A 26,913-nucleotide genomic window follows, 5' to 3' on the forward strand; every position below is an offset into this window, starting at 1 on the left:
CGTTTTGGAGGGTCGTTTTGGAGGGTTTGTACTACAACCGTTCCAATCCACTGCAGGCGCTCGCTTCGACCAAATTTAAATTAATTCGACCTCCAGTTTCGACCTATTCCTGTATAATTCGGCCAACCAAGATCTAAAACCACTGGATCATAGTAAAAAGACTGTAGGCATTAACAACTTAACGTAAAGTATTCTAATCCCTTTTTAGTTTGAGGTCTGTCTCCAGTCCAGTTTCTTGGAAATAGAGAAGCAAAGTAACCCTGTTAAAAATAACAAGAGAAATATAGGTATGGCAAAGATGGTTAAAAAAGAAAAAATGAAAAAAATGCTGCTGACCGCAAATATAAGCCAGCTGATAATTAACAATGAACTGGATAAAAAATCTTTGATAGCATCGATCATTAATTTCACCACCATCTGGGATATATTGTTAGTATGTATTATATATGATTTTACAATTAGCTTGGGAAGTAGTTCATAGTCCATGCACATATAAGTGTAAAAGGGGATGGAATGAATGGAAAACGAATGGTCTTCGTTAAAAGCGCATGTGCAGCAGCTGGAGGAGAAATTATTAAAATCTGAAATCCGTACATCTCCAGAAGAGCTTTCATCATTATTGAAAGATGATTTCTTTGAGTTCGGCAGTTCGGGTCGAATATGGACTAAAAGTGATTGTATCGGAGAAGAAGGAATAGGAGCGGTGACCATGATCTTAAGCGATTTTGACATGCACCAATTGTCCGAAGATACCGTATTAACGACATATCGGATTTTTGATGAAGGTAGAGGGGAGCATACCTTAAGAAGTTCAATCTGGAAATATGCGAATGGCAGATGGCAAATGTTTTTTCATCAAGGAACGAAAACGAAAGGGCCTCTTTAAGCCTACCCATGACATCCTATTTATCATAAATAGGTAAAAAAAAGGCTCCAGAATAACTGGAGCAAGGGGATGTCAACGTAGTAATTAACAAATGGGGATTAACAACTAAATTCTGATGATCTCTGCATGTAATACTTCAATTTATTAGCTTATGTAATTCATTAGGGCCTATGTTAGAGTATTAGTTTTTAGTTGTATCATCTATATGAGTAGAATTTGAAGTATCAGGATCAAAGGTATTAAAACCATTTAAATCAATAAAATGAGCAATTGCATCCTTATCTTTGTCAGCTATTATAAGGTTAAAGCCAGATAAGTTATTTTTTATTTTCTCTAATTCTTTTGTCGTTAAATCGATGCTTATTTTGAATTGAGTTTGATATTTAGTTTTATAGCCTTTAGGTTGCTCTGCTAACAATAATTCACTATTTTTATTATGAAAAATATCGTACACTGCTTCAGGGTACTCAAGTGAAAAGTAAATTTTTTGAGTGTTTTCTTGTAAGATTTCGTATATGTCTACATCGATTTCGTAATTCATAAGAAAAGTTAATTCCTTATTCTTAGGAATATAATTCATTTCGAAATTTGTTATGCTAAATTTAGGGGGGCGCAACTTGTTTTCTAATGATTTGTTTTTCTGAATAGATGAATTATTCTGTTCAGATTCAATTGGATTATTGGCACTTCTTTCACTTGTCTTTTCTGAAGAATTACACCCCATTAGAAGGGACATACAAATGATAAAAGGACAAATATATTTTAAAAGCATATTTTAACACCTCTGTTTATTAGTAAAAAAAATCTTCAAATCTCGAAATATCATTATTGTTTAACTTTATCGCTCCATGTTGCATAAGTATAATTAGCAGTTGTAGTAGTTCCGTTTGTTAAATTACAAGGTGCAACAACTTTATAACGAGTTCCAGTGGCTTTTACCCATTTACTTCCTGCAGTTAATTTCCATTTTCCCTTCGGAATAGACCAAGTTGTAGAAAGAGTTTTTGTACTATTATATCCATACCCAACATTAGCTGTTATTTTTGCCCCTGTTTGTAGTACTTTAAATGATGCTTCTCCTCCTATACTTACTGTAGCAGCATGAGAAATTTGAACAGATCTAGTAACACTATCAGTAACACTACTATTATTTGTTGCATAATGTGTAAATTCAGTTTTTGTTGAAGTTGTTTTAGATTTATAAGATGTTGTGTAAGTCCCTACTTCTGTACAAGCAAATGGTTCTATTGCAATAGGGTCTTCACTTGTTTCTGCTTTTGCCTCTGATAATGAAAAACCTGAAAATAACGTGAAGCATAGACTTGTTGATAATAATATTTTTGAAAATCCCAAGAATCCCACCTCATTTTATGTATTTAACTTCTTTGTTAATGATATTTTGAATTATATGAATAATCAATATTTAATTAACATTTTTTTCATAATTAGTTAATTAAAGTTGAGGCTCTCCAGAGATATTATCCCCTCTAAGTAGACAGTGTAAAAGGCTACAGATAATCTGTAGCTGTTATAACTGAGCGACTTCTATGTTGTGGAGAATGAGCAAATCATTATAAAATAGAGAAAGAATTATATTTATATAATAAAAAAAACGTCAATTGACTATACTGTGAAAATGTTTAGAATGATGGAAAATATGGTTGACTTTAGGGAAATTAGAATATATAGTGAAGGACATAATTAAATATAACGTTAATTCTTATCAAGAGATGTGGAGGGACTTGGCCCTATGATACCTCGGCAGCGGGTTTTTACTTTTGTAAAAATACTGTGCTAATTCCAACGGACGAAAGTTTGAAAGATAAGAAGGAGCTTTTCTTAGATAATTAATTTAAGAGTTTACTCTTTTTTATGTCTAAAAGAGGCCTCTTCTGTCTGATGACGGAGGAGGCCTCTTTTGTTTATTCAGAATGTATATGGTTATTTGGAGAATTGGTGCATTTACTCGTGAGTTTCGTGCATTTACTCGTGAGTTTCGTGCATTTACTCGTGAGTTTCGAAAATTTAACCCGATCATTATGAAACTTTGCAAAGCTCTTTTCTGATAATGAATTTGTACAAATAAACAGCATGGGGGGAGATTGGATGATAGAGTTTCAAAATGTTAAAAAGGTTTATCAAACAAAGAAACAGACTGTCGAGGCTTTGAAGGGCATTAATTTGACAGTGGAAAAGGGGGATATATTCGGTGTAGTCGGTTATAGCGGAGCCGGGAAGAGTACATTGATCAGGTTGGTCAATTTGCTGGAACACCCTTCAGATGGTCAGGTGATTGTTGGCGGCAAGGATTTAACCAAATTGAACCCAAAGGAATTACGGGCTGAAAAGAAAAAAATCGGGATGATCTTTCAGCATTTCAATTTGCTTAACTCAAAGACCGTTTTTGATAATATCGCCATGCCGCTCGTTTTGTCCGGAACCCCTGGTAAAGAAATCAAAAAGCGGGTAGGCGAGCTGTTAGAGTTCGTTGGCTTATCAAGCAAGTCAAAGAGTTATCCGGAACAATTATCCGGCGGTCAAAAGCAGCGGATCGGAATTGCGAGGGCATTGGCTACCAATCCATCGATCTTATTGTGTGATGAAGCTACATCTGCATTAGATCCACAAACAACGAGTGCAGTACTGCAGCTCTTAAAAAAAATTAATAAAGAATACAATATTACCATTCTGCTAATCACTCATGAAATGTCTGTCATCAGGGAAATTTGCAATAAGGTAGCGGTCATGGAGGGCGGATGCGTCGTTGAACAAGGTTCGGTTTTCGAAGTTTTTGCGAAGCCGCAAACGGATATTTCAAAAAACTTCGTGAGAACGGTCATACATGACGAGATTCCACAAAGTTTCCTGAAAAGTATAGGGTCCCATATCCCGATTATTTGGAAAATTAATTTTATTGAGACTACTTCGGGTACTCCTTTACTTTCAACCATCTCGAAGAAATATGATGTTCATTTAAGTGTATTATCAGCCAATATTTCTGAAATTCAAGAAACGCCTTTTGGGAATTTGATCATCGAAGTGACAGGTGACAAAAAAGAGGTGGGCAAGGCTTATCAATATATTAAAGATGAGGGGATTCTCGTCCAGGAGGTGCAGGTAAATGGGTAATACGCTTTGGGGAATGGAAATAACGGCAGAGCAGCTGTCGACCGCTTTCGGTGACACACTTTATATGGTAGCCATCTCATTGGTATTTTCCGGATTGATTGGGCTCCCGCTAGGTATCCTGCTTGTCATTACTAGAAAGGGTCATATCCTGGAGAATAAATGGATCTTTAATGTATTGAATCCGATCATCAATATATTGCGGTCGGTTCCTTTCATCATCTTGCTTGTAGCACTGATTCCGTTTACTAGAATGATTGTAGGCAGTGCGATCGGAACGAATGCAGCCATTGTTCCGCTTATCTTTTACGCGGCTCCTTATATTGCCCGGCTTGTGGAGAACTCCCTGTTGGAAGTGGACAAAGGGATCATCGAGGCAGCTCAGGCAATGGGGGCGACGACATGGCAAATCATTTATCGCTTTTTGATTCCCGAGGGACTTAGTTCGTTGATCCTTACATTTACAACAGCGACAATCGGGCTGGTTGGTTCTACAGCCATGGCAGGTGCTGTCGGTGCAGGCGGGGTAGGAGATTTAGCCTTGGCTTACGGTTATCAAAGGTTCGATACGATGACGATGGTCGTCACAGTGGCGGCGCTCGTGATCATCGTTCAATTATTGCAAACCACCGGGAATTTCGTTTCAAAAAAAATCAGAAGAAGATAAAAATAACAGGAGGTTGGGGAAATGAAGAAAATCTTATTAACGATCATAGTATTGGCATTGGCCATCGTGTCAGCAGCATGTGGGAACGAAGAGGGTGCATCAGGCAGTTCGGATGATGTGAAAACAGTGAAAGTGGGTGTCAGCAACGGGGATACGAGAACGTGGGAATACATTGTCAGCTTAGCGAAAAAGAAGGGGCTGAATATCGAACTGGTCACGTTTAATGATTATATCCAACCGAACCTTGCGTTAAGTGAAGGTGAAATTGATGCGAATTCATTCCAAACGGTCGCCTACTTCGATGAATTCATCCAAGATCAAAATTTGAAATTAGAGGCCATCGGGTCGACTGTAATTGCACCAATGGGCCTTTATTCGAAAAAACATAAAAGTCTTAAAAGTCTTCCAGATGGCGCGACTATAGCCGTTCCTAATGAAGCAACAAACTTTGGCCGTTCCTTACTCCTTCTTCAAGAAGCTGGATTGATTACATTGAAAGAGGAATTCAATGGATCGGGCTCTTTGGAAGTCATTAAGGATAATCCGAAAAAATTGAAAATCCAACCTGTTGCTGCCGGCAATACACCGCGTCTTTTGGATGATGCCGATGCTTCAGCCATTAATAATAACTTTGCCGTCGAAGCAGGACTTACATTAAAAGATTCTTTATTCCATGAAAGTAAAACGGCGAAACCATATATTAATATCATTGCAGTTAAAAAGGGAAATGCCGATCGTCCTGAGCTGAAAAAATTAGTGGAACTTTATCACTCGAAAGAAGTGGAGGCATTCATTAAAAAAACGTTTAAAGGAAACACCATTCCTGCATATGTTTCTGTAGATGAATTATTGAATTACCAGGATGCTTGGACAAAACCAGCCATTGAAAAATGATGATGAGGACAAAGTGAAGGGATGCCGGATGGATTGAAGGATGCCTATCCGGCTCTTTAAACCAATAAATGAAAAGGGAGATAAGAATATGGCGAGAGAATTAGTACGGGAGCAGCATCAGAAAATCATTGAAGATCAAATCGACCTTCATTCCGAATTATATATCGGAACGAGTCAAGCCATTCATTCCAAACCCGAAATTGGGAATCAGGAGTTCTTCGCTTCCGACACGTTAACCGGAATACTCCAACATGAAGGATTTGAAGTGACTCGCAATATAGCTGGACATGAAACAGGATTCATCGCCAAAAAAACCTCTTCAAAGGAAGGACCCACAATTGCCTTTTTAGCCGAGTATGATGCATTGCCGGGTTTAGGTCATGCTTGCGGTCATAATATCATCGGCACAACGAGTGTTGCAGCAGGCATTTCCCTGGCTCAAGTGCTGGAGGAAACAGGCGGAGAGGTGATTGTTTTCGGTACACCGGCTGAAGAGGGAGGACCGAATGGAAGCGCAAAAGGCAGCTTTGTGAAGCACGGTCTATTTGATGGTGTGGATGCAGCCATCATCATCCATCCTGCAGGAAAAACGGGTATAACCAGTCCATTTTTGGCTGTCGATCCCCTTGATTTTCATTTTTACGGAAAATCAGCACATGCAGCTGCTGCTCCTGAACAAGGCGTGAATGCGCTTGACGGGGTGATTCAGCTGTTCAATGGCATTAATGCTTTGCGTCAGCAGCTTCCAAGCGAGGTCAAAATCCACGGAATCATCACCAATGGCGGGGAAGCGCCTAACATCATTCCTGAATATGCATCTGCCAGATTTTACATTAGAGCAACAACTTGGAAACTATGCCAAGAAGTATCCCGTAAAATACGTACTGTTGCTGAAGGGGCAGCACTTGCCACAGGAAGCACGGTTAAAGTCGAACGTTTCCAAAATGAAGTACTTGATTTTGTCATTAATCCAGTCCTGGATGAATTGTTAAAAGAAGAACTGGCTCAATTGGGGGAAACGGTGGCTCCACGAAAAGAGAGTGGTTTTGGCTCGACGGATGCGGGTAATGTAAGCCATGTAGTGCCGACAGCCCATCCTTATATAAAAATTGGACCGGATGAGTTGATTGCCCATACGAATGAATTCCGCGACTGTGCTAAGTCTCAAGCTGGGGACAAAGCCATCCTGACTGGTGCAAAAGCACTTGCGCTTACAGGTTATCGATTGATTTCGGATAAAGATCTGTTGGATAAGGTGAAAACTGCTTTTGATGAAGCGAAACAAACAGAAAAATAAAAAAGTGCTTACCCAAAAGCAGAATCAAAAAATATTAAATTCAAGAAAATCAAAACTTTGTGTTGACTACGGAGCACAGAGTTTGTAGTATAGGTAACAACAATACTTAGTAATTCAATAGGAATTATAGGTTAATTGACCGGAAAACCGGAGACTTTTCTTTAATGTAAAGAGATGTCACCGGTTTTTTTGTGAATGAGCCAGCCGGCAAATTCCGATTGAACTTATTTCAAGGCTGTTCCAATCCGTAGAAGTTCATATAATAAAGGAGGATTTATTATGGGGATTTTATTACGTAATGCAATTGAGAAGAAAAGAGACTTCCTAATCAACAAGTTGATTAACGAGGGTGTCTATAAAAAGAATGACATACATCTATTTGAATTAACCTTAACCGATTTAGAGAAGGAATATATTAAAATACGTAAAATTGAAGAGAAGGAATCCTCTTCCGATGACAGTTCCCCCTGTCTGAAGATATAAATCATTTCAGTTAACTTCAGAAAATGCGGGTGAGGCGGTTATTCCTCTAATACCAAGTAATTAAAAGGAGAGGGTGCAATGAGAAAAGGTGTGGAAGAAAGACGGAAGGAATTAATCCATAAGCTTATGGTCCATCATGTAAATATGACTGTGGAAAAGCTTATGAAGTTATCCTTAAAAGAATTGGAAATAGAGTACAAAAAGGTTCAAACGGACTGTCATCCCCATAGTGATGCTGGTTCGATACATTGGATCAATACAAAACGATGTTAGGTTGAACGTTCAGTTCATTCATTTACTGTTCCAGAATATATTTCATCATTTTGCTAAATGCCTTATGCGCTGATTCTACATGATATTTTGAATTGTAAGGGTCACTGAATCCATGTTTTCCGTTGAATTTATGCACTTCGATATTCTTTATTTCTAAAGCTGAAATTAACTCGTCCACATCAAACGATGGCTCGTCTTGCGGAAAGAATAGCAGTGCAGGGCATTGTGGCGTTAATTCTACATAATTTCTAATACGGGAACCGTAGTATCCAACTATTCCATCGACGCATTCTTCCTCACTGCACAGCCAAGCTACAGTTGCCCCTGCACTAAATCCAATGATGAATATTTTTTTGTATTCATCTTTAACATCCGATATTATATCCCTTATTTTATGTAAAGCTTCTTTAAAACCTACGTTCTCCATAAAATGACGATATGCAGCTTCCTCTTGGGAATAATCAAAAGGCGTTTCGCGACCTAACAAATTCGGACAGATGACATCAAAGTCCTGTTTTGATAATGCCTCACAAAAGCCCTGCATATGTTCGTTCAATCCATAAATTTCGTGAATGACCATGATTACAGTATCTGAATTGTTCTCTATGTGCAGCATTTTTTACCCCCGTATACAAGTGTGCTAGAGTTTTCAATATATCACATCTCTCATTGAGAATCCTATCGCGCAAGGCACTAACGTAAGATAACCATCTTCTCCATCAGAAGCTGTCGCTACAACAAAGCCCTCTTTTGTTAGAAAGCTTTTTACTTTAACATATATTTACACACGTAATTATTCCCCCAAGATAGATTTTATAGGAAAAAGAGGTGGAATCTCTTTTTTCTGGTACAAAGGATAAGTAAAATCCTAACCTCCAAAAATCTTTGATAAAAGGGGGTGCTTGCCGGCAGCTCTTTTTTGTATGAAGAAAAGAAGTCAGATTTAAGAAGTTAATACAGACTTAATATGGATCATGGGATAATTTTTACAGTTTTCGAAATTCTTGATCTGTTAGTACGACCACGTGACAATATTGTAAGATGACAGCTTAAACTGTTAGGGAAATCGATGGAGATTTACCCCCTTTCTCTTTTAATATGAAAGAAAAAGAGGAAAGGCGGGTATGAAATGAGTTTTTTTGAACTGAATATTCATGTATTTAGAATGATAAATGACTTAGGGAAACAATACACTTATTTAAATCCTTCTGCCATTTTCATTGCCGAGTACATGGTATTTTTTTTGGCTTTAGGAGTCATCGTAATTTGGTTCACTCGAAATGAACAGAGTAGAATGATGGTTGTTTGTGGGATGATTACGTTTGTAATTGCTGAAGTGATGGGGAAAATGGYAGGGGGATTGCATTCGAATAATCAACCATTCGCTGAGCTGGCAAATGTTAATAAGTTAATTGAAAAAGCAGTGGATAATTCATTTCCAAGCGATCATACCATTTTGTTTTTCTCGTTTTGTGTATCCTTTTGGCTTTTCAAAAGAGGATGGTGGTTGTTATGGATCATGCTGGCTTTCCTTGTTGGCATTTCCCGTATTTGGGTAGGTGTCCACTTTCCGGCGGATGTGCTGGCAGGAGCTATTATAAGTACCATTTCAGGCTTGGTGGTTTACCTTGTTGTTCCGAAAATAAGCTTGATTCATAAATTTTTAGGTGGTTATGAGAGGTATGAACAATTGGTTCTATCCCCGTTAACTAAATCGAAGGAAAAAAAATCAAAGGATTTGTAAGAGAAATCAACAAACAGGGTTGCTCAGGCAGCCTTTTTTTGTTGAACGAAGAGCAGTGAGATAGATACAAAAATATCCATATGATGATACTGATGGTAAAATAAAGTGAAAACAATTCATCGCAATGGGGGACTTACTATTGATTGATATACAAAAAATCAAAGATATTATCATGCATCGCTATCCATTTCTTTTAGTTGATAGGGTTTTGGAATTGGAAGAAGGAAAGAGAGCGGTGGCCATTAAAAATGTAACAGCAAATGAAGAGTTTTTTAATGGGCATTTTCCAAATCACCCAGTGATGCCAGGTGTATTGATCGTTGAGGCTTTAGCACAAGTAAGTGCTGTTATTATGCTTACAAAAGAAGAAAATCAAGGGCGTATGGGGCTATTGGCTGGGATCGATAATTGTCGCTTTAAAAAGCAAGTAAGACCAGGGGACCAATTACGTTTAGAAGTGGAGATTACTCGCTTAAAAGGTCCTATCGGCAAAGGACAAGGAAGGGCTACTGTTGATGGAGAAACTGTATGCGAGACAGAGCTCATATTTGCTTTTGGCGATTGATCTTTCAATAGGAGAAAAGCCAAGGCACTATTGACCTTGGCCTGTTGCTTTTGAACGATCAGGTCTGTTTTTCAGTAATGAAGGTTTTTACGGTTGGCGGTTCATATGTATTGAATTGATCAAGGAGTCCATTTGGTTCAACATCTACCAGCGCCATGGAACGGAATTTTTCATGAAGGAACTTTTCGTCGGACATATGATTGAATAAAGCGACCAAAGGATCATAATAATGATTAATATTTAAGAGCCCGCAAGGTTTTTGATGAAGTCCCAGCTGAGCCCAAGTGAAGATCTCAAAGAATTCTTCTAATGTTCCTGGTCCGCCTGGCAAAGCCATAAACCCATCTGCAAGCTCAGCCATTTTTGCTTTTCTTTCATGCATGGATTCCACGACAATCAGTTCGGTCAGGCTCTTATGCGCTATTTCTTTTTTTTCTAGAAAATCTGGCATGACTCCAATTACATTTCCGCCTGCTTCCAAAACGGAATCTGCAACTGCACCCATGATTCCTACACTTGAGCCCCCATAAACAAGGGTAATATTACGTTTTGCCAGTTCCGCACCCAGGTTTTTAGCCTCTTCTACATAGACAGCAGATGCACCAATGCTTGATCCACAAAATACAGCTAGACTTTTCAAAATATCACAGCTCCCATTCAGTAATCTTCCTTTCTTATCATACAAAATTCAGGGGGATTTGTTAAACTTGAATCATCTGAATGAAAGGTGGATGAATATGGACGTCACTGAATTTCAACAATGGGTAAAAGATTATTATGAAGCACGAGGATGGTCAAAATTGGACATCTTCATTCGCATTGGCTTTTTGGCAGAAGAAACTGGCGAGGTTGCACGCGCCATTCGCTCCCTTGAGATTGGCAGGGATAGACCTGATGAAGTAAGCGGTACGTTTGAAGAGAATAAACAGGAGTTAACAGAAGAATTGGGAGATGTACTAGGTAACTTGATTGTGATTGCGAATAAGTACGATATCCCATTGGAAGAAGTGTTTAATGCACATAAAAAGAAACTATCTGAACGCTATAATCATGCGTAAGCTCTTTTCATTTAATGGGTAAACATGAAGTTTAACTTAATAAAGGGCATGAGCCTTACTTTAGCTAACCAATACAAGAGCTGTGGCGATCAGCTCTTTTTTTTATGAGTCAAAAGATGTTGTTTAGTGACAGTTTGAATCGTTTAAATAAGATGAATAGGTCTTTTGTCTCTGTTTGTTTATAAAGAATTCACAAAATATGGGTACTATGCGCGATTGAGATGGAATTTTAATGAGTATACACTTACATTAACAGAAATGAACATTCATTCCGCATCTAAAAAGGGTGAATCATGATGATTCGATTCCCAATCAGTTCCACCATATTTTCAAATCAATGGTTCATTCTACGACAGGGCAGGATCTAGCTCTTTATAAAGATTCATAGTGGAGCCCATTTTTTGAATATATTTAAAACTTTCTTTGATTCAGGAAAAGAGAAAAAAGAAATTAAGGAGCATTTTCTTGAGCTTGCGCAGCTTGTCCGCATTGGGGAGCTAGAACCTGAATCAAAGCTTTTGGCAGATGTGGAAGAAAGTTTTTGGGATTCTGTCCGGTTGCACGTTTGAGACATTTTCAATAATTAAGCGGAATGAACGTTCATTTCGCATTTTAATCTAATAAAAGAGGTGCTAATAAAATGGAAAATACAACTCAGTTTCCACAGCCAAAGTCATATGGCCCCCTAGGCAGCCTGCCTATAATAGATAAGGATAAACCGCTTCAGTCATATATGAAGCTGGCACGAGAACTTGGACCGGTTTTTCAATTCCAATTTCCTGGTCGCATCTCTACATTCGTATCCAGTGCTGCCCTCGCTAAAGAAATTTGTGATGAAACAAGGTTTGATAAGAAAGTCGGTCCTTCACTGCAAAAAGTGCGAGCATTTGGTGGCGATGGTCTCTTCACAAGTGAAACGGCCGAGCCGAATTGGAAAAAGGCCCATAACATCCTGCTGCCCAGCTTTAGCCAGCAGGCAATGAAGGGGTATCATGCTAAAATGGTGGATCTTGCAACCCAACTCATTCAGAAATGGGCTCGCGTGAATCCGGCTGATGTGATTGATGTTCCTGAAGATATGACACGTTTGACCTTGGATACGATCGGTCTCTGCGGGTTCAATTACCGCTTTAACAGTTTTTATCGGGAGACCACCCATCCTTTTGTCACCAGTATGGTGCGTGCGTTGGATGAAGCGATGAGCCAAACGCAGCGACTTGGCATTCAAGATAAACTGATGGTCAAGTCTAAAAAACAATTCAGGGAAGACATTCAATATATGTTCTCTCTAGTGGATGAAATGATTACTGACCGAAAACAAAATGGTGATCAGGGAGAAGATGACCTTCTTTCACATATGTTGAAAGGAGTCGATCCTGAAACGGGCGTATCACTGGATGATGAAAATATTCGTTTTCAAATCATTACCTTTTTAATAGCTGGACATGAAACGACGAGCGGCCTCCTATCGTTCGCCATCTATTTCCTCATGAATAATAGAGACAAGTTAAAAAAAGCACAGCAGGAAGTCGATGAAGTGCTGGGTGATGATGTTCCTGATTACAAACAAGTGAAAAAGCTGAAATATGTCCGTATGGTGCTGAATGAAGTGCTTCGTCTGTGGCCGACAGCTCCGGCGTTTTCCGTTTATGCGAAAGAAGATACCATTTTGGCCGAAAAATACACCGTGAATAAAGGGGATGTGTTCACGCTGCTTATTCCTGAGCTTCACCGTGATCCATCCGTTTGGGGTGATGACGTTGAATCATTCATTCCTGAGCGGTTCGAGAATTTGGATTCCATCCCTTATCATGCTTATAAACCGTTTGGAAACGGGCAGCGAGCCTGTATCGGACAGCAGTTTGCCCTTCATGAAGCGACATTGGTGCTCGGAATGGTTTTACAGCACTTTGACTTGATTGATCATGAAGATTATCAATTGGATGTTAAAGAAACCTTGACTCTCAAACCGGACGGGTTGACCATGCGCGTTTCACCTAGAAAGCCGGCGATGTCGTTTACCGTTGCTTCTCCAGAACCAAAGTCTGCGGACAAAGGAGCCACGGCATCTTCCATCGAATCTGCGCATGGCACACCATTACTCGTCCTGTTTGGATCAAACATGGGAACTGCTGAAGGGATTGCTCGTGATCTTGCTGAAACAGGGAAGCTACAAGGCTTCAATGCCAGGGTTGCCCCTTTGAATGATTACACCAATCGACTTCCTCAAGAAGGGGCCGTTCTCATAGTTTCGGCATCTTATAATGGAAATCCCACTGATAATGCGGATGACTTTGTTTCATGGCTGAAGGAAAGTCATGATGCCACTTTGGATGGTGTTCACTATGCGGTCTTTGGCTGCGGAGACCGCAATTGGGCCAATACGTACCAACGCATTCCGATTTTCATTGATGAACGGCTGGAACAAAAAGGAGCAGTGAGGCTGTCAGAAACAGGCTATGGAGATGCAAGCGATGATTTTGAAGGGGATTATGAGAAATGGACAGAAGCACTTTGGCCAAATCTTGCCGAAACCCTGAACATCGAAGTGAATATGAATGATCGGGTAGTCAGCTCGATTACGATGAACTTCGTAAGTAATGTGAGCGGCACGCCACTCGCCCGCACCCATCATGCATTTACATCGATTGTAAAAAGGAATCTCGAATTACAACATGTAGAAAGCGGAAGAAGTACACGGCATATAGAGCTAACTGTGCCAGAGGGCATTCACTATCAGGAAGGTGACCATCTCGGGGTTCTTCCTCAAAATCCATCTGAACTTGTCGAGCGAGTGCTCAGTCGATTCAACCTGAATGGCCAGGATTATGTCAATCTGACTGGAGATTCGGGAAAAGCTGCCCATCTTCCTACAGGAAAACCTATAAAACTCGAGGAGTTACTATCCAATCATGTGGAGTTCCAAGAACCAGCCACCCGGTCTCAGATTCGGGCGCTTGCCACTCACACGGTATGTCCTCCACATGTAAAAGAACTTGAAAATCTTCTTGAGGACAACAGTACCTATAAACGAGAAATCCTGAACAAGCGCATGACCATGCTTGATCTGACAGAAAAGTACCTTGCATGTGAAATCCCATTTGAACGTTTCCTGGCTTTACTGCCACCTTTAAAAGCAAGATACTACTCTATTTCAAGCTCACCGCTCCACAAGGAAGGAGAAGCAAGCATCACGGTCAGCGTCGTCCGTGGGAATGCTTTAAGCGGCAACGGGGAATACAAAGGAATTGCATCGAATTATTTGGCAGAACGCTCCGAGGGCGACAAGGTAGCCTGCTTTATCAATACGCCGCAATCCAATTTTCAGCTTCCGGAGCAAACAGAGAAACCAATCATCATGATTGGCCCAGGAACAGGAATTGCACCATTCAGAGGCTTCATTCAGGCCCGTCGCGCTCTTAAGAAAAAAGGTGAAACCCTAGGGTCGGCCCACCTTTACTTTGGATGCCGTAATCCTGAACACGATTTCCTCTATCAAGAAGAACTCGTGGAAGCCGAACAAGAGGGACTTGTAACACTGCACACCGCTTTCTCAAGATGTCCCGGTCAAGAAAAAACATATGTCCAAAACCGGTTAGCGGAAAACGCTCAAGACATTCTTCCTTTATTAAAAGAAGGAGGACACCTATACATCTGCGGAGACGGAAGCAAAATGGCACCCGATGTTGAACGAACATTAATCGACAGCTATATGCATTTCTATCAAACTACTAAAGAAGAAGCCACAGAATGGCTGCAATCCTTAGAGGAGAATGGCAGATATGCCAAGGATGTTTGGGCAGGAGCATAAATAACAGGGAGCAGCGATTCCAAGAGGATCGCTGCTTTTTTTGCACAAGTAATGATTAAGATACGAATTCACGAGTAAAGTGCATATTTCATGAGTAAAGCACGAATTCACGAGTAAAACAGCAAAACTCACGAGTAAAGAGCGGAAACTCACGAGTAAAACAACAAAACTCACGAGTAAAGTGCGGAAACTCACGAGTAAAACAGAAAAACTCACGAGTAAAGTGCGGAAACTCACGAGTAAAACAACAAAACTCACGAGTAAAGAGCATTAATTCACGAGTAAACAGTAAATTTCATGAGTAAAGCACGAATTCACGAGTAAAACAGCAAAATTCACGAGTAAAACAGCAAAACTCACGAGTAAAACAACAAAACTCACGAGTAAAGAGCGGAAACTCACGAGTAAAACAGGAAAACTCACGAGTAAACAGCAAATTTCATGAGTAAAGCACGAATTCACGAGTAAAACAGCAAAATTCACGAGTAAACAGCGGAAACTCACGAGTAAACAGCAAATTTCATGAGTAAAGCACGAATTCACGAGTAAAACAGCGGAAATTCACGAGTAAAGAGCAAATTTCATGAGTAAACAGCAAACCTCACGAGTAAACAGCGGAAACTCACGAGTAAAGAGCATTAATTCACGAGTAAACAGCAAGTTTCATGAATAAATAGCGCAACCTCACCAGTAAACAGCGAAATATAGGATTAAATAGCGAAATATACGAGTTAAATAACTATTTTGCGCAAAAATAGAAGCCATGAAACTTATATCTAATGGGGGAGTTCATTGATTCTTCGACGCAGGACGTTTACGGATTCTTTATTCATTGTTAATATTTGAGAGTGTGTTGGAGGCAGATGACAAGCCAATGTTTTAATGAAACTAACGGTAAAGGGGTCACTTTATATAATGTTTAAGTATACAGTTTGTTTTGTAAAGAAAAATAATGAAATACTTATGCTTAATCGGGAGAAAGCTCCAATTATGGGTGTTTGGAACGGAGTGGGGGGCAAAATCGAGAAAGGTGAAACCCCTGATATAGGTGCACTGCGTGAGGTATTGGAGGAAACGGGCATTGAGTTAAAGACCTTTTTTTCTAAAGGAACGTTAACATGGGAGACCCCGGAAGGTGAACTGGATGGAATATATGTATATTTGTATGAAGCGGATGAACATTTAATATATGAAACACCGAAAAAAACGCGGGAAGGTATTCTGGAATGGAAATCGATTGATTGGATACTCCATCCACATAACCTTGGAATTGCTGAAATGGTTGCACAGTACTTGCCGTTTTTATTGAAAAAAGAAGGAAACTACACATTCACTTACAAAAATGGGCAAACGTATAATTCATGTTTTTGATCTGACAATTGAATGTTGATTGAATCGAAAAATTAAAACTCGAACGCGAACATCGAAAATGTAAGCGAAGTAATGACATAGGTTGGCGGAATAATATTGACCGCAATCGCACCTAAGGTCAATTGGGTGAACAGATAAAATGTAACTAACGAAAAAGTCTAAAAGCAACTTTATACAAAATGGTATAATTAGTGGATTAGGATAAGGGGGAATATTTCTTGAAAATAGTTAGAATCATCTTAGGGATCATTGTTATTGCTTTATCAGCAACTCAGTTAATTACTGGGAATTCTGGGTTATTACCGTATACCATGTTGTTCCTGGGGTTAATGATGCTGGTGATAGGATTTATCGAACTTCAAAAGGATCGAAAAGGATTTGGGGGGTATATGTGTCTTGCTGTCTCGTTATTTGTTTTCTATGTCGCCGCCCAAGGTTTCTTAATATAGAATTCTATGGTTTTTTATGAAATTTTTATATGGTCTTTATTCATCATTGGGGATTTAGAATTAACAAGGGAGTTGCTCTGGCAGCTCTCTTTCTTATGCGCTTAAATATTATGGTGAAAGATAGATAAAATGGTTGTGAAGAGGATGTTCCTTAGTTTCATCAACATATGCTGTGATTTATTTAGGTCTTTTTCCAACGTTTATTCCGTATTTTGCTCTTGCTTATGTTACTTCAAAAGTTGGGGCATCGGAAGCGACAAGTTCGCTGTATTTGACACCTGCTGTAGCACTTATTATTTCATGGCTTTTGTTAGGGGAATTTCCAACCATGCTAGCTTTAGGAGGAGGGGGATTAACTTTAGTTGGTGTGAGTTTATCGAACCTAAATATAAAATCAAAAACGAATGTGAAAAATAAAAGACAGGATTATGTTGATTTATAAGAGTAATATTGTACTAAAAGTATATAGGGCTTTTAACATGAGAGTTGCTCTGGCAGCTCTTTTTTTTATGGAGCTAACTGGGTAAATAGCGTCTTCTTTTTTAAAATTTTACATGCAATAATTTGTACATTCGTTAAAATAACTAAAATGTAAACGAGGGGAAGTTTATGGAGAGAGTTAATTATTCTATTGTTGATGTGTTTTCTAATGGAAAATATACAGGAAATCAACTCGCTGTTTTTAAGAACGCTGGAAATATTCCGGAAAATGAAATGCAACAAATAGCCAAAGAAATTAATTTTTCCGAAACTACCTTTATCTTGTCTGATTCAAAAAATGATGGCGGCTATGATGTTCGGATTTTTACACCTAATGAAGAGGTTCCTTTTGCTGGACATCCGACTTTAGGAACTGCATATATCATTCAAAACGAAGTATTAGAAGCAACATTGGAAAACATTATCTTAAACTTTAAAGGTGGACAGATAACAGTAATATTCAATAATCAAGAAGAGCTTCTATGGATGAAACAAAATGAACCAACTTTTGGCCGGATTTTAGATACAGATAAAATTTCTGAAATTTTAAATATACATAAAAAAAACATAGATGATAGATTTCCCATTCAAGAAGTTTCGACGGGACTTCCAGTGCTTGTTGTCCCATTGAAATCATTGGAAGCCGTTAAAAAAGTAAAGATTAATAAAGAAAAATATTTTGAGTTAATCGAACATACGGATGCAAAAGCCATTATGGTTTTTTCTCCAGAAACGTATGATTCGAAAAATGATTTGAATGTTCGCGACTTTGCGGACTATTATGGTATTCCCGAAGATGCAGCAACTGGCAGTTCTAATGGATGTTTAGCTGCTTACTTAGTTAAATACCGGTATTTTGAAAAAAGTGAAATAGACATTCGCGTAGAACAAGGATGCGAAATCGAAAGACCTTCTTTATTGTTTTTAAAAGCAGGTGATGTTAACGGGGAAATCGACGTTCATGTAGGAGGTAAAGTAGTGAAAATTGCTCAAGGTGAATGGTTTCTTTAATAACCTGACCTTTTCAACTGACAAGTGCTTTACTTCAAAACAAGTAAGGTTGCTGAGGCAGCCTTTTTCTTCTTGAACTTCGCTTCCCTATCAATCTCGTGATCAGGAAAACAAACAATGTTTTGAATGAATTTTCCTGACAGAATACCACAAAAAAATCCCCACAAAAGGAGGCATTCCAAATGAATAAAGAATCAATATTAATCGTGGAAGACGAAGAGAAAATTTTGAGATTGCTTGAATTAGAGCTCGAAATCGAAGGCTATCAAACCGGAAGGGCAATGGACGGATATGAAGCCCTTGAAGCATTTCAATCAAAAAAGTGGGAATTGATCTTATTGGATGTCATGCTTCCAGGCATAAGCGGAATCGAGCTGCTTCGTAAAATTCGTACGAAAAACACCGTCACTCCTGTCATCCTGTTAAYGGCAAAGGGTTCGGTTGAAGATAAGGTTTCCGGTCTTGATCTCGGCGCGAATGACTACATCACAAAACCCTTCCAAATTGAAGAATTGCTTGCTCGAATTCGTGCGGTTTTAAGAATGCGAACTGGCGCACCTTCAAGGGAAAATGAAGATGGTGAATGGCTAAATACTGCTGATTTAAAGGTAAATGTCAAAACGCGCGAAGTCATTAGAGGAGAAAATGAAATTGACCTAACCCCGAAGGAGTATGATTTACTTCTATATTTACTGAAGAATAAGCGTCAAGTGCTAAACCGGGATCAAATTCTGGAAGCAGTTTGGGGGTACGATTTCTATGGAGAAACAAACGTAGTGGATGTGTATATCCGATATGTTCGAAAAAAGCTCGAATATGGCTTTGATACGCCACTCATTCATACTGTAAGAGGCGTTGGCTACGTCATGAAGGAAGCAAAATGAGACTTCGAAAGAAAATAAATTTATATACAACGGTGTTATTCATTTTCCTGCTGCTTTTGATGAATGTTTCCATTTATTTTGTTTTCAATAACCTGATAATGGTGAATGAACTTAATCATGCAAAAGCGGAGACAGAGAAAATTGCATTTGATGTTAGTAAAAACGTTAATCAAATTTCACCAAATGATTTACTTCGTGCATATCTGCCTATAGATGGCATGGTTGGTATTGTAAAAGAGGATCAAAGAAAAGAAACATTTGTTACATCCAATTCCGAAAAGCAGTTAAGCAATCGAAATAGCAGGTTTTACCCAGGTGAGAGGAGCGTGATCATCACTTTTCATCAGAAAAAGTATGTGTTCGTTTCAAACCCGATCGTTTGGGGGGATGGAAGTGTTGTTAATCTTCAAATCACCAAAAGCATTCAAGCAACAGAAGAAATGCTCTCTGTTCTTCGCATTGTATTAATTGCCGTAACTGTCATTGCCATGATACCTGTTCTGATATCAAGCAGTATTCTTAGTAACTTCATCGCTCGTCCGATTCGATCGATGATTGATACGATGAAGGAGATTCAAACAAGTGGCCAATTTAAGCGACTTAGCCTAGAAGAAGAATCAAAAGATGAACTTGTGGAAATGGGGAAAACCTTTAACCACATGATCGATTTGCTGCAGGCTAACTTCGAAAAACAGGAGCAATTCGTATCAAATGCTTCACATGAATTAAAAACACCGCTAACTGTCATCGAAAGCTATGCAAGTCTTTTGAAAAGAAGAGGGATGAAGCGTCCTGATTTGTTTGATGAATCAATAGAGGCCATTCATTCGGAAGCCATTAGAATGAGAGAGATGACAGAGCAATTGCTCCAGCTTGCAAAGCATCAGGAAAAATGGAACATAGAGAAGGAAAACGTAAATCTGACCGATATCGTAACAGAGTTAGCCAAAGTGTATAAAAATGCGTATCAACGAACAGTGGAGATTTATAGTCGCGATGAAATTGAAGCATTAACGGACGTTCAAAAGTTAAAACAGCTTTTGTTTATTTTTTTGGACAATGCAAGAAAGTATAGTGACGGGCCTATCTCAGTCTACATAGGAAAATCAAGTAATGAAGCATATATCCGCATCGAGGACAGTGGGGATGGAATCCCAAAGGCTGAATTGCCAAAAGTGTTCGATCGCTTTTATCGTGTAGATGAAGCAAGAAGCCGAAATCAAGGCGGATCAGGATTAGGGCTTTCCATGGCAAAGGAAATTGCTGATGCAATTGATGTACGGATTGAAATGGATAGTCTCGAAGGCAGGGGAACAATAGTTACTCTTTTATTTACTCAAGTCTCTAAAAGAATGCTGCTTTAAACATAAAAAGAGACGTTTAAATAAAAGTAACCGGTGAGTTGCCGATTGATCCCAGTATCAAAGGTAAATTCTTATCGGGGTCTGCCAAGATATTATAAAGCCAGAATGACGTTGGATGGGTGATACGATGAAGAAGCATAGAAAATGGCTGGTACCAGCTGGTTTAACTCTTGTTTTTGGTCTGCTTTTATTTGTCGGATTTCAATGGTGGGCTCCATCATTATCCGCGGAAAGCTTAACTATAGAAGAAGTGAACCAGACGGCAAAGGATAAATATCCTGGAACCATTATAAAGACAACGAAAAATGAAGGTGAAGAATATCAGATTGAAATGCAGCTTGAAACTGGGGTATATCAAATTAGGATTGATGCAAAAAGCGGTGAAGTTAATTCGATAAAAAGGCGAAAAGTGACTAAAGAAACTTCAGATAATACAACTGAAGATTCGACGGAAAAAACACCCCAAAAGCAACTGACCCAAAAAGAAATAAAGGAGCGTATTTCCTCCCAAGGTGATCTGGAACAAATTGATTTTGTGAAGGAAATAGACAACTCCGATTATTATAAAGCAGTTGTCAATAAGAATAACGAGAAAATCACATTAATACTCGACGCATATACAGGAACCATTATTGACTCAACAAAGGTAGCGGATAGTATCATTACAGAAAGCGAAGCAATTGCGATTGCGGAAAAACATGTAAAAGGAACAGGTGATGATACAGAATTTTATCAACCCTCTGGTCAGACACCCTACTATTTGGTCGAAGTTGAATTAGAAGACGATAGGGACGCAGTTGTTCAAGTGGACGGTTATACAAAGGAAGTAAAAACAGTCACATGGGAAGATGATGAGGATGACTCTGAATAGATGTTTTCCATCAAATTTTAATGTTTCTTTCCTCAAAAAAAAGGGTGATGCATATTAGATATCTAATATGCATCACCCTTTTTTTGTTTATTGATCTTAATGAGTAAGGAAAATGCAAAAAGAAAGAGAAGAAATTGTAATAATTCTCACTGATTTCTAATCCTTCTATCATTTAACTCTAATTTAATAACTCTAACATGGAATTAGCTTAAAAAAAGGTTTTATCCATGGATTCGCCTTAAATCATTGGTGAAGGCACCAAATGATAAAAAGGAGGCAAATAAGTTGGATGAAAGGCATCTGGATTATTGTACATAGAACATTTCCACATATTTCAACATGAGAAGGGAGAATGAGTAATGTCTATCATTTCTAGAATTCTGGATTATAACAAGAAGTTTGTCGATCAAAATAAATATGAAGAGTTTCAAACCACAAAGTATCCAAATAAAAAGATCGTCATCATTACGTGCATGGATACCCGTCTGTTGGAGCTGCTTCCAAAAGCGATGGGTTTAAAAAATGGTGATGCGAAAATCATTAAAAACGCTGGAGCTATTGTTTCGCACCCTTTTGGCAGCATTATGCGCAGTATCCTTGTCGCTATTTATGAACTGAAAGTGGAGGAAGTGTGTGTGATTGGACATCACGGATGCGGTATGGTGGGGCTTCAATCATCTTCACTTCTTGATGCCGCAAAGCAGAAGAAAGTAAGTCAGGAGCAAATTGATGTCCTTACAAACTCTGGTATTGATCTATCAAAGTGGCTGTCGGGATTTCAATGTGTTGAGGAGAGTGTAACAAATAGTGTCCATTTGATCAAAAATCACCCATTATTACCAGATTCCATTGCCGTTCACGGTATGGTCATCCATCCCGAAACGGGTAAATTAGAGCGAATCATAGATGGATATAGCAAGGTTGCAAGCAACGACTAAATACACATTTAATAAAAGAAGGAGTGATAGAATGATTCGTTCTAGCAGGCTTGAAGGATACAACTTAGGCCATCTTCAAAAAGACCTGGTTGCCGGGGTGGTAGTTGGGATTGTAGCAATTCCTTTAGCGATGGCTTTTGCCATTGCTTCAGGAGTAAGACCAGAATACGGACTTTACACATCAATTATTGCTGGAATTATGGTCTCCCTTTTGGGAGGGTCCAAATATCAAATTGCAGGACCGACTGGAGCCTTTGTCCCGATCTTGTTGGGAGTGGTGATGCAATACGGATATGAAAAACTGTTAATCGCCGGTTTCTTGGCAGGCATCATGATTTTTCTTTTAGGTGTGTTCAAATTGGGAAGATTCATCAAGTTTATTCCCCGTCCAGTTACCATCGGCTTTACTGCTGGAATTGCTGTAATTATCTTCTCTGGCCAGATTGCCAATTTCTTTGGACTCAGTAACTTAAAAAAGGAAGAATCATTTCTTTTAAATATGAAAGAAATCATATTGAATTTTAATACAGTGAACATCTACAGTGTACTGGTGGCTATCATTAGTTTAGCACTCGTCATATTAACTCCAAAGTATATACCAAAAATCCCTGGAGCATTGCTGGGATTGATGGTATCAACTCTAGTCGCTGCCTTTTTCTTTCCTGATCAGGTAGCGACCATTGGATCGACCTATGGTGCCATTCCTAATGAATTGCCCCATTTTCAGTTTCCCCAGATCACCGGCAGCCTAGTGATTGAACTCCTGCCGGCTGCTTTAGTCATTGCCATGCTTGGAGGAGTTGAATCACTATTATCTGCTGTAGTGGCAGACGGCATGACCGGCAGTAAACATAACAGTAATAAAGAGCTAATTGGGCAAGGATTGACCAATATGATTACGCCTTTATTTGGAGGCATTCCGGCTACAGGTGCCATCGCGCGTACCGCAACGAATATTAAAAACGGTGCAGTTTCCCCTATATCTGGTGTGGTACATGGGTTGGTGGTATTACTGGTGCTAGTTAGTTTAGCTCCTTATGCTTCGGCCATTCCATTGGCCAGTATGGCCCCCATTCTTATGTTTGTCGCATGGAACATGAGTGAACGCAAAGAATTTTCGCATATCTTAAAAGCAAAAACCATGGACTCGGTCGTATTAATCGTGACCTTCTTGTTAACGGTTTTGATTGACCTGACAACAGGTGTTGGGATCGGTTTACTATTAGCTATTCTATCTTTTGTTAAACTAATGAGCGGTACATTGAAATTATCAAGGGTTTTACCAGATCCAACTGATAAACTAGTTAAACCGGAAATGGTTCAACACGGTTCAAATTGTCCACAGATTCACATTTATACAATAGAAGGACCTTTATTCTTTGGTTCAATCGAAAGGCTGCAAGAAGAAATCGAACAAATCATGCGTTCTAAACCAAAAGTCCTCCTATTAAGAATGAGCAATGTGTCATTTATTGATACATCGGGAGAAGCACTTCTCACCGACATTGTGAAGCAATTCAAGTTTCACCAACTACAAGTGTTGATTTCCGGGATTCCACAGGAACCTAAAGAAATGCTCGAAAAAACAGGTTTTAATAAACTAGTAGGTGAGGAACAGTTCTTTTCCAGTACGGGTGATGCCATTAATAAAGCTTTATCAAAACTAGATGTTAATCGTTGTAAAGGGTGTAAACAGTTTTCTTTTGTTGAATGTACGGCACTCTCCCAGCAGGCTCCAAAGCCTGCGGTATTAAAACAGAAAAGAAAACAAGAGATGGGATTAACATGACTCCTGTCAACAAGATAAAGATAAGGCATCTGCTTTTGGCAGATGCCTTTCTCTTAAACCTTTAATACACCAATTCCCTTTTGAAGTATTTTCACAAGCAGTTCGTATATCTAAGAATATAACAAAAAATAATTATTACTGCCTTTAAGGGGAATGAATGTGATATATGATAGCCTAAATTAGTCTTAAGACTGTCAAACAAGTTGACTTACTTGAACGAAAAAAAGAAAGAAGCGCAAAAGCGTTGATTATTTTTGGCTTGATAAAAAACCTAAAACAATAACTAAAATCGTCAAAATTGAAATCATTAACATATAAGCATGGTTTGCACAGCGATTAATCAAGACAGAAGTTAATTTAATTGTATGCCGCTATAAGCATGATTCCAAATGGCCTCATCTTCAATCTGGTTAGGAACTTTTAAAACACAAACATTTTCTAGGTTCCATTCCAATTCGGAAATACTTGTTGCATCATCCGAGGGGATTAATATTAATACATTAAAATTTTTTTCTTTTAACATGTCTTGCATAGCGTGTTGAAACAAATAGGCATGGTCATAAATTGTTGACCATCTAACAAATAGGATTGAATCACTATTGTTAATTGTTTCATTGAATCTTGCTATTCTTTTATTTAAATTTTCTTTGAAATCAGGATATGTTTCAAACCACTTTTTATCAGGGAGGATGGGGAAATCGTGAACTGAAGTAACTTTATAATGGTTATCTCTGATCAAATAGGTATTTACAGCATTTATAACTATGTCATCATCAAAATAAGTAGCTGATCCTTCCACTAAAGTAAGATTCCTCAATTTCATATATTCTTTGAACTGATTTCTATATAGATTAGCCACTTCTGCAAATGACTCAGTATAGACCCAGTCAAGAGGCAAAGAAAATCTTCTTAAACGAAGTCTTCTTAGGTGCAAAGTGGGAGAGCAAGAGCTGCCACAAGGAATGATTACATCATAAGTTTTCTTGATTTCGTTTAATTTCAATATTAATCCCCCTTTCCAAATTATCAATACTATTGTAGATGAGAATTTTTTTATTTTGATTGGACAATCCCACAAAAGGCTTCAGAGTCTTGGTGAACAGACAATTGCCAAGGCTAGCTATCTTTCAATGCACGTTGAGAACTACCTTTTTCAAAGATATGTGAAAACGGATGATATCCTCTTTAAGACAAAGCAAAACGCATGCCCAAGTTTGAGGCACGCGTTAACTATTATTCTTTTATGATATACAGGTCTTTCAGGACATCCAGTGTAATCGCCTTGGCTTTGCTGCCGCTGCCGTCCGTGTTCGTTGCGAAAGCCCATTTCCCTTTGTCCGTTTCGATGTAACCCACATACCAGCCCAATCCCATATCGGAAAGGCGTGTACCTGTTTTTCCATGGAGGACATATGAGTCTGCTTCTTCGTTAATCATGATTCTCTTTACGGTTCTCATATGTTGCTTATCGATAGGCAGTGTTTCCTCTACAAGGTTTTCGATGAATTGTACTTGTTCCCGGGCAGATATTTTTATGCTGCTGTCCAGCCAGAAATGATCGATTCCACCGGATATATCGCGATTGCCGTAGTCGATCAGGTTTATATATTGCTGCATTTTTTCAGCCCCTATGTCGCGGGCCATTTCTTGATAATACCAGATCACTGAATACCTCATGCCTGAAGCCAGAGTATGATCCCTGTTCCAATCTTCAAATTCCCTGATTACACCATCCCATCGCTTCAACTCATATTCATCGCTCACCGCTTTTGTCTGTAAGCCAATTAATGCATTCGCGACTTTAAATGTCGATTCTGGAGTGTAGCGTACGTTACTTCTCTGTTTGTTATAGATATATACTTTATCATTTTTTAAGTTTTGGATGACCGTCGTGCCCTCCACACCAGCGAAAGATTCCCCGATATGCAGTTCTTTCACCTTTTGATTGTTTGCACTTGCATCAATCGTGCTCATAGAACCAGTGACTAGCAGGACAAGAATGAAACATAACGTTTTAATTTTCATTACACACTCTCCTTTAAGGCATGGATTGATCGATCATATGAAATACAGGTCTTCATTTTTTCCATAAAATAGGTTGATAGTTAAAGTATACATATTTCCGGTTAGAAACAAAACCTTATTTGGGGATTCAGTAAATGTACAAAACTAGATAATATCAATCAAGGAGGATTGCAGCGGGTAGCTAATGAATATATATAACAAACGAATTCAATGGGAGGAGTCTATCATGAAGGTTAATCAAAGAAAAATAAATAATAATGAAAAAGAAGTTTCATACACACATATTGAAAATGGAAGTCGGGCCGTTTGTTTTATGTTTTCAGGTGCGGGTTACACGTATGAGAAGCCGTTATTTTATTATTCGACAATGCTCATGCTTCAAAATCAGTTTGATGTCGTGCATATTCATTACTCTTACGACCAGGATATATTCAAGCATCCTTTGGTGGATATCACAAAAGTGATCGTTAATGATATGAATCCCGTCCTTACTGAAATAATTCAAAATAATGAATATCAAGAAACTGTGTTTCTGGGAAAATCACTTGGCACCATTCCGATCATCAACGGAATTATGAAAAGTGAGCGGTTCATGAATTCCAAAATGATTTTGCTTACGCCGCTATTGAAGTTCGATTCTATTGTTGAAGGGCTATTGAGCAGCAATCATTCAGTACATATAGTAATAGGAGAAAAAGATCATCATTATATTCCAGGTAAAATTCAAATGATAGAAAATAAAACGAATATAAGCATGGATCAAGTCCCTAATGCTAATCATTCTTTGGATATTGAACCTTTGCATGCTTCAAGGTCGATTACGATGCTAGAAGATGTAATGAAAAGAATGGAAGAGTTCTTAAAGATAGGATAGAACTAACGAACTTGAGCGGATAGCCAGTTATGTTGAATCTGAATGCATGGTTT

General features: G+C 38.7%; 32 protein-coding genes and 1 riboswitch. Of the genes, 24 read left to right on the forward strand and 8 right to left on the reverse strand.

The genetic code is table 11. From position 1 onward, the window contains the following. Positions 1 to 235: 235 nt before the first annotated feature. Together AC1DVK_RS08375 and AC1DVK_RS08380 are read left to right on the forward strand one after the other, a co-directional pair. Positions 236 to 481: a hypothetical protein gene (locus tag AC1DVK_RS08375; protein WP_477626242.1), complete on the forward strand. Its 246-nt coding sequence runs from the start codon at positions 236 to 238 to the stop codon at positions 479 to 481. 36 nt (positions 482 to 517) lie between these two features. Continuing rightward, a complete protein-coding gene (locus tag AC1DVK_RS08380) occupies positions 518 to 886 on the forward strand; it encodes a nuclear transport factor 2 family protein (RefSeq protein WP_477626243.1) in 369 nt (122 codons plus the stop codon). 181 nt (positions 887 to 1,067) lie between these two features. On the opposite strand, the gene AC1DVK_RS08385 is transcribed toward AC1DVK_RS08380, so the two are convergent. Continuing rightward, the gene (locus tag AC1DVK_RS08385) at positions 1,068 to 1,658 is read right to left on the reverse strand and encodes a hypothetical protein (protein WP_477626244.1); all 591 of its coding nucleotides are present in this window, start codon (positions 1,656 to 1,658) and stop codon (positions 1,068 to 1,070) included. 53 nt (positions 1,659 to 1,711) lie between these two features. After that, on the reverse strand, positions 1,712 to 2,239 hold the full coding sequence (locus AC1DVK_RS08390; protein ID WP_477626245.1) for a hypothetical protein: 528 nt from the start codon (positions 2,237 to 2,239) through the stop codon (positions 1,712 to 1,714). 364 nt (positions 2,240 to 2,603) lie between these two features. Next, a riboswitch (SAM riboswitch) is annotated at positions 2,604 to 2,715 on the forward strand. Positions 2,716 to 2,817: 102 nt separating this feature from the next. Between AC1DVK_RS08390 and AC1DVK_RS08395 the strand changes: the two genes are divergently transcribed. The 7 genes from AC1DVK_RS08395 to AC1DVK_RS08425 all read left to right on the forward strand — a co-directional run bounded on the left by AC1DVK_RS08395 (position 2,818) and on the right by AC1DVK_RS08425 (position 7,626). Next, on the forward strand, positions 2,818 to 2,952 hold the full coding sequence (locus tag AC1DVK_RS08395; protein ID WP_477626246.1) for a hypothetical protein: 135 nt from the start codon (positions 2,818 to 2,820) through the stop codon (positions 2,950 to 2,952). Between the two features lie 40 nt (positions 2,953 to 2,992). Continuing rightward, on the forward strand, positions 2,993 to 4,015 hold the full coding sequence (locus AC1DVK_RS08400; protein WP_477626247.1) for a methionine ABC transporter ATP-binding protein: 1,023 nt from the start codon (positions 2,993 to 2,995) through the stop codon (positions 4,013 to 4,015). A 13-nt stretch (positions 4,016 to 4,028) separates the two neighbouring features. After that, on the forward strand, positions 4,029 to 4,679 hold the full coding sequence (locus AC1DVK_RS08405; RefSeq protein WP_410861586.1) for a methionine ABC transporter permease: 651 nt from the start codon (positions 4,029 to 4,031) through the stop codon (positions 4,677 to 4,679). Between the two features lie 21 nt (positions 4,680 to 4,700). Continuing rightward, positions 4,701 to 5,573 carry a MetQ/NlpA family ABC transporter substrate-binding protein gene (locus AC1DVK_RS08410; protein ID WP_410861533.1) on the forward strand — a complete coding sequence of 291 codons (873 nt, stop codon included), beginning with the start codon at positions 4,701 to 4,703 and terminating at the stop codon, positions 5,571 to 5,573. A gap of 88 nt (positions 5,574 to 5,661) precedes the next feature. Beyond that, positions 5,662 to 6,870, forward strand: a complete 1,209-nt coding sequence (locus AC1DVK_RS08415) for a M20 family metallopeptidase (protein ID WP_477626248.1) — start codon at positions 5,662 to 5,664, stop codon at positions 6,868 to 6,870. A 279-nt stretch (positions 6,871 to 7,149) separates the two neighbouring features. Beyond that, complete coding sequence (locus AC1DVK_RS08420) at positions 7,150 to 7,353, forward strand: Fur-regulated basic protein FbpA (protein ID WP_410861531.1); 204 nt, start codon at positions 7,150 to 7,152, stop codon at positions 7,351 to 7,353. 78 nt (positions 7,354 to 7,431) lie between these two features. Next, positions 7,432 to 7,626, forward strand: a complete 195-nt coding sequence (locus AC1DVK_RS08425) for a hypothetical protein (protein ID WP_089363010.1) — start codon at positions 7,432 to 7,434, stop codon at positions 7,624 to 7,626. A gap of 22 nt (positions 7,627 to 7,648) precedes the next feature. Here the strand turns inward: AC1DVK_RS08425 and AC1DVK_RS08430 are convergent, their stop codons facing one another. Beyond that, positions 7,649 to 8,242 (reverse strand): dienelactone hydrolase family protein, encoded by a 594-nt coding sequence (locus AC1DVK_RS08430; RefSeq protein ID WP_477626249.1) that lies wholly within the window; start codon positions 8,240 to 8,242, stop codon positions 7,649 to 7,651. 513 nt (positions 8,243 to 8,755) lie between these two features. Between AC1DVK_RS08430 and AC1DVK_RS08435 the strand changes: the two genes are divergently transcribed. Both AC1DVK_RS08435 and fabZ read left to right on the forward strand, forming a co-directional pair. Beyond that, positions 8,756 to 9,370, forward strand: a complete 615-nt coding sequence (locus AC1DVK_RS08435; RefSeq protein WP_477626250.1) for an undecaprenyl-diphosphatase — start codon at positions 8,756 to 8,758, stop codon at positions 9,368 to 9,370. A gap of 139 nt (positions 9,371 to 9,509) precedes the next feature. Continuing rightward, positions 9,510 to 9,935 carry a 3-hydroxyacyl-ACP dehydratase FabZ gene (fabZ, locus tag AC1DVK_RS08440; RefSeq protein ID WP_477626251.1) on the forward strand — a complete coding sequence of 142 codons (426 nt, stop codon included), beginning with the start codon at positions 9,510 to 9,512 and terminating at the stop codon, positions 9,933 to 9,935. A gap of 58 nt (positions 9,936 to 9,993) precedes the next feature. Here the strand turns inward: fabZ and AC1DVK_RS08445 are convergent, their stop codons facing one another. Then, positions 9,994 to 10,575 carry an LOG family protein gene (locus AC1DVK_RS08445; RefSeq protein WP_477626252.1) on the reverse strand — a complete coding sequence of 194 codons (582 nt, stop codon included), beginning with the start codon at positions 10,573 to 10,575 and terminating at the stop codon, positions 9,994 to 9,996. 97 nt (positions 10,576 to 10,672) lie between these two features. On the opposite strand from AC1DVK_RS08445, the gene AC1DVK_RS08450 reads away from it, so the two are divergent. From AC1DVK_RS08450 to AC1DVK_RS08460, 3 genes are all read left to right on the forward strand, one after another. After that, positions 10,673 to 10,993, forward strand: coding sequence for a MazG nucleotide pyrophosphohydrolase domain-containing protein (locus tag AC1DVK_RS08450; RefSeq protein ID WP_477626329.1), 321 nt, complete (start codon positions 10,673 to 10,675; stop codon positions 10,991 to 10,993). A gap of 401 nt (positions 10,994 to 11,394) precedes the next feature. Then, positions 11,395 to 11,562: a TetR family transcriptional regulator C-terminal domain-containing protein gene (locus tag AC1DVK_RS08455; RefSeq protein ID WP_477626253.1), complete on the forward strand. Its 168-nt coding sequence runs from the start codon at positions 11,395 to 11,397 to the stop codon at positions 11,560 to 11,562. A 71-nt stretch (positions 11,563 to 11,633) separates the two neighbouring features. After that, on the forward strand, positions 11,634 to 14,804 hold the full coding sequence (locus AC1DVK_RS08460; protein ID WP_477626254.1) for a bifunctional cytochrome P450/NADPH--P450 reductase: 3,171 nt from the start codon (positions 11,634 to 11,636) through the stop codon (positions 14,802 to 14,804). Between the two features lie 88 nt (positions 14,805 to 14,892). Here the strand turns inward: AC1DVK_RS08460 and AC1DVK_RS08465 are convergent, their stop codons facing one another. Together AC1DVK_RS08465 and AC1DVK_RS08470 are read right to left on the reverse strand one after the other, a co-directional pair. Next, positions 14,893 to 15,075 (reverse strand): hypothetical protein, encoded by a 183-nt coding sequence (locus AC1DVK_RS08465; protein ID WP_477626255.1) that lies wholly within the window; start codon positions 15,073 to 15,075, stop codon positions 14,893 to 14,895. Continuing rightward, positions 15,075 to 15,347 carry a hypothetical protein gene (locus tag AC1DVK_RS08470; RefSeq protein WP_477626256.1) on the reverse strand — a complete coding sequence of 91 codons (273 nt, stop codon included), beginning with the start codon at positions 15,345 to 15,347 and terminating at the stop codon, positions 15,075 to 15,077. The genes AC1DVK_RS08465 and AC1DVK_RS08470 overlap by 1 nt, the downstream gene beginning before the upstream one ends. A gap of 372 nt (positions 15,348 to 15,719) precedes the next feature. Between AC1DVK_RS08470 and AC1DVK_RS08475 the strand changes: the two genes are divergently transcribed. The 9 genes from AC1DVK_RS08475 to AC1DVK_RS08515 all read left to right on the forward strand — a co-directional run bounded on the left by AC1DVK_RS08475 (position 15,720) and on the right by AC1DVK_RS08515 (position 23,961). Continuing rightward, positions 15,720 to 16,175: an NUDIX hydrolase gene (locus tag AC1DVK_RS08475; RefSeq protein WP_477626257.1), complete on the forward strand. Its 456-nt coding sequence runs from the start codon at positions 15,720 to 15,722 to the stop codon at positions 16,173 to 16,175. 218 nt (positions 16,176 to 16,393) lie between these two features. Beyond that, entirely contained in the window at positions 16,394 to 16,624 is a 231-nt protein-coding gene (locus tag AC1DVK_RS08480) for a DUF3953 domain-containing protein (protein WP_477626258.1), read from the forward strand. A 172-nt stretch (positions 16,625 to 16,796) separates the two neighbouring features. Beyond that, the gene (locus AC1DVK_RS08485; RefSeq protein ID WP_477626259.1) at positions 16,797 to 17,066 is read left to right on the forward strand and encodes an EamA family transporter; all 270 of its coding nucleotides are present in this window, start codon (positions 16,797 to 16,799) and stop codon (positions 17,064 to 17,066) included. A 167-nt stretch (positions 17,067 to 17,233) separates the two neighbouring features. Further along, entirely contained in the window at positions 17,234 to 18,115 is an 882-nt protein-coding gene (locus AC1DVK_RS08490) for a PhzF family phenazine biosynthesis protein (protein ID WP_430153114.1), read from the forward strand. A gap of 182 nt (positions 18,116 to 18,297) precedes the next feature. After that, a complete protein-coding gene (locus tag AC1DVK_RS08495; RefSeq protein WP_477626260.1) occupies positions 18,298 to 18,999 on the forward strand; it encodes a response regulator transcription factor in 702 nt (233 codons plus the stop codon). A gap of 59 nt (positions 19,000 to 19,058) precedes the next feature. Further along, a complete protein-coding gene (locus tag AC1DVK_RS08500; protein ID WP_477626261.1) occupies positions 19,059 to 20,363 on the forward strand; it encodes a sensor histidine kinase in 1,305 nt (434 codons plus the stop codon). Positions 20,364 to 20,490: 127 nt separating this feature from the next. After that, entirely contained in the window at positions 20,491 to 21,234 is a 744-nt protein-coding gene (locus AC1DVK_RS08505) for a PepSY domain-containing protein (protein ID WP_410861518.1), read from the forward strand. A 359-nt stretch (positions 21,235 to 21,593) separates the two neighbouring features. Next, on the forward strand, positions 21,594 to 22,172 hold the full coding sequence (locus AC1DVK_RS08510; protein ID WP_477626262.1) for a beta-class carbonic anhydrase: 579 nt from the start codon (positions 21,594 to 21,596) through the stop codon (positions 22,170 to 22,172). A gap of 31 nt (positions 22,173 to 22,203) precedes the next feature. Then, positions 22,204 to 23,961, forward strand: coding sequence for a SulP family inorganic anion transporter (locus AC1DVK_RS08515; RefSeq protein ID WP_477626263.1), 1,758 nt, complete (start codon positions 22,204 to 22,206; stop codon positions 23,959 to 23,961). A 352-nt stretch (positions 23,962 to 24,313) separates the two neighbouring features. On the opposite strand, the gene AC1DVK_RS08520 is transcribed toward AC1DVK_RS08515, so the two are convergent. Continuing rightward, complete coding sequence (locus tag AC1DVK_RS08520) at positions 24,314 to 24,964, reverse strand: DUF1796 family putative cysteine peptidase (RefSeq protein WP_477626264.1); 651 nt, start codon at positions 24,962 to 24,964, stop codon at positions 24,314 to 24,316. A 230-nt stretch (positions 24,965 to 25,194) separates the two neighbouring features. Continuing rightward, positions 25,195 to 25,986, reverse strand: coding sequence for a class D beta-lactamase (blaOXA, locus tag AC1DVK_RS08525; protein WP_477626265.1), 792 nt, complete (start codon positions 25,984 to 25,986; stop codon positions 25,195 to 25,197). A 226-nt stretch (positions 25,987 to 26,212) separates the two neighbouring features. Here blaOXA and AC1DVK_RS08530 point away from each other — a divergent pair, with 226 nt between their 5' ends. Further along, positions 26,213 to 26,860, forward strand: a complete 648-nt coding sequence (locus AC1DVK_RS08530; RefSeq protein WP_477626266.1) for an alpha/beta hydrolase — start codon at positions 26,213 to 26,215, stop codon at positions 26,858 to 26,860. Positions 26,861 to 26,913: the final 53 nt, after the last annotated feature.

Source organism: Peribacillus sp. P4_B1, from assembly GCF_056402395.1.

Excerpts from the sequence above, each read along its gene's own strand:
- AC1DVK_RS08380 (WP_477626243.1), top strand. The coding sequence starts at position 518 with ATGGAAAACGAATGGTCTTCGTTAAAAGCGCATGTGCAGCAGCTGGAG.
- AC1DVK_RS08385 (WP_477626244.1), bottom strand. The coding sequence starts at position 1,658 with ATGCTTTTAAAATATATTTGTCCTTTTATCATTTGTATGTCCCTTCTA.
- AC1DVK_RS08395 (WP_477626246.1), top strand. The coding sequence starts at position 2,818 with ATGTATATGGTTATTTGGAGAATTGGTGCATTTACTCGTGAGTTTCGT.
- AC1DVK_RS08400 (WP_477626247.1), top strand. The coding sequence starts at position 2,993 with ATGATAGAGTTTCAAAATGTTAAAAAGGTTTATCAAACAAAGAAACAG.
- AC1DVK_RS08405 (WP_410861586.1), top strand. The coding sequence starts at position 4,029 with ATGGAAATAACGGCAGAGCAGCTGTCGACCGCTTTCGGTGACACACTT.
- AC1DVK_RS08410 (WP_410861533.1), top strand. The coding sequence starts at position 4,701 with ATGAAGAAAATCTTATTAACGATCATAGTATTGGCATTGGCCATCGTG.
- AC1DVK_RS08415 (WP_477626248.1), top strand. The coding sequence starts at position 5,662 with ATGGCGAGAGAATTAGTACGGGAGCAGCATCAGAAAATCATTGAAGAT.
- AC1DVK_RS08420 (WP_410861531.1), top strand. The coding sequence starts at position 7,150 with ATGGGGATTTTATTACGTAATGCAATTGAGAAGAAAAGAGACTTCCTA.
- AC1DVK_RS08425 (WP_089363010.1), top strand. The coding sequence starts at position 7,432 with ATGAGAAAAGGTGTGGAAGAAAGACGGAAGGAATTAATCCATAAGCTT.
- AC1DVK_RS08430 (WP_477626249.1), bottom strand. The coding sequence starts at position 8,242 with ATGCTGCACATAGAGAACAATTCAGATACTGTAATCATGGTCATTCAC.
- AC1DVK_RS08450 (WP_477626329.1), top strand. The coding sequence starts at position 10,673 with ATGGACGTCACTGAATTTCAACAATGGGTAAAAGATTATTATGAAGCA.
- AC1DVK_RS08460 (WP_477626254.1), top strand. The coding sequence starts at position 11,634 with ATGGAAAATACAACTCAGTTTCCACAGCCAAAGTCATATGGCCCCCTA.
- AC1DVK_RS08465 (WP_477626255.1), bottom strand. The coding sequence starts at position 15,075 with ATGCTCTTTACTCGTGAGTTTTGTTGTTTTACTCGTGAGTTTCCGCAC.
- AC1DVK_RS08475 (WP_477626257.1), top strand. The coding sequence starts at position 15,720 with ATGTTTAAGTATACAGTTTGTTTTGTAAAGAAAAATAATGAAATACTT.
- AC1DVK_RS08490 (WP_430153114.1), top strand. The coding sequence starts at position 17,234 with ATGGAGAGAGTTAATTATTCTATTGTTGATGTGTTTTCTAATGGAAAA.
- AC1DVK_RS08500 (WP_477626261.1), top strand. The coding sequence starts at position 19,059 with ATGAATGTTTCCATTTATTTTGTTTTCAATAACCTGATAATGGTGAAT.
- AC1DVK_RS08505 (WP_410861518.1), top strand. The coding sequence starts at position 20,491 with ATGAAGAAGCATAGAAAATGGCTGGTACCAGCTGGTTTAACTCTTGTT.
- AC1DVK_RS08510 (WP_477626262.1), top strand. The coding sequence starts at position 21,594 with ATGTCTATCATTTCTAGAATTCTGGATTATAACAAGAAGTTTGTCGAT.
- AC1DVK_RS08515 (WP_477626263.1), top strand. The coding sequence starts at position 22,204 with ATGATTCGTTCTAGCAGGCTTGAAGGATACAACTTAGGCCATCTTCAA.
- blaOXA (WP_477626265.1), bottom strand. The coding sequence starts at position 25,986 with ATGAAAATTAAAACGTTATGTTTCATTCTTGTCCTGCTAGTCACTGGT.
- AC1DVK_RS08530 (WP_477626266.1), top strand. The coding sequence starts at position 26,213 with ATGAAGGTTAATCAAAGAAAAATAAATAATAATGAAAAAGAAGTTTCA.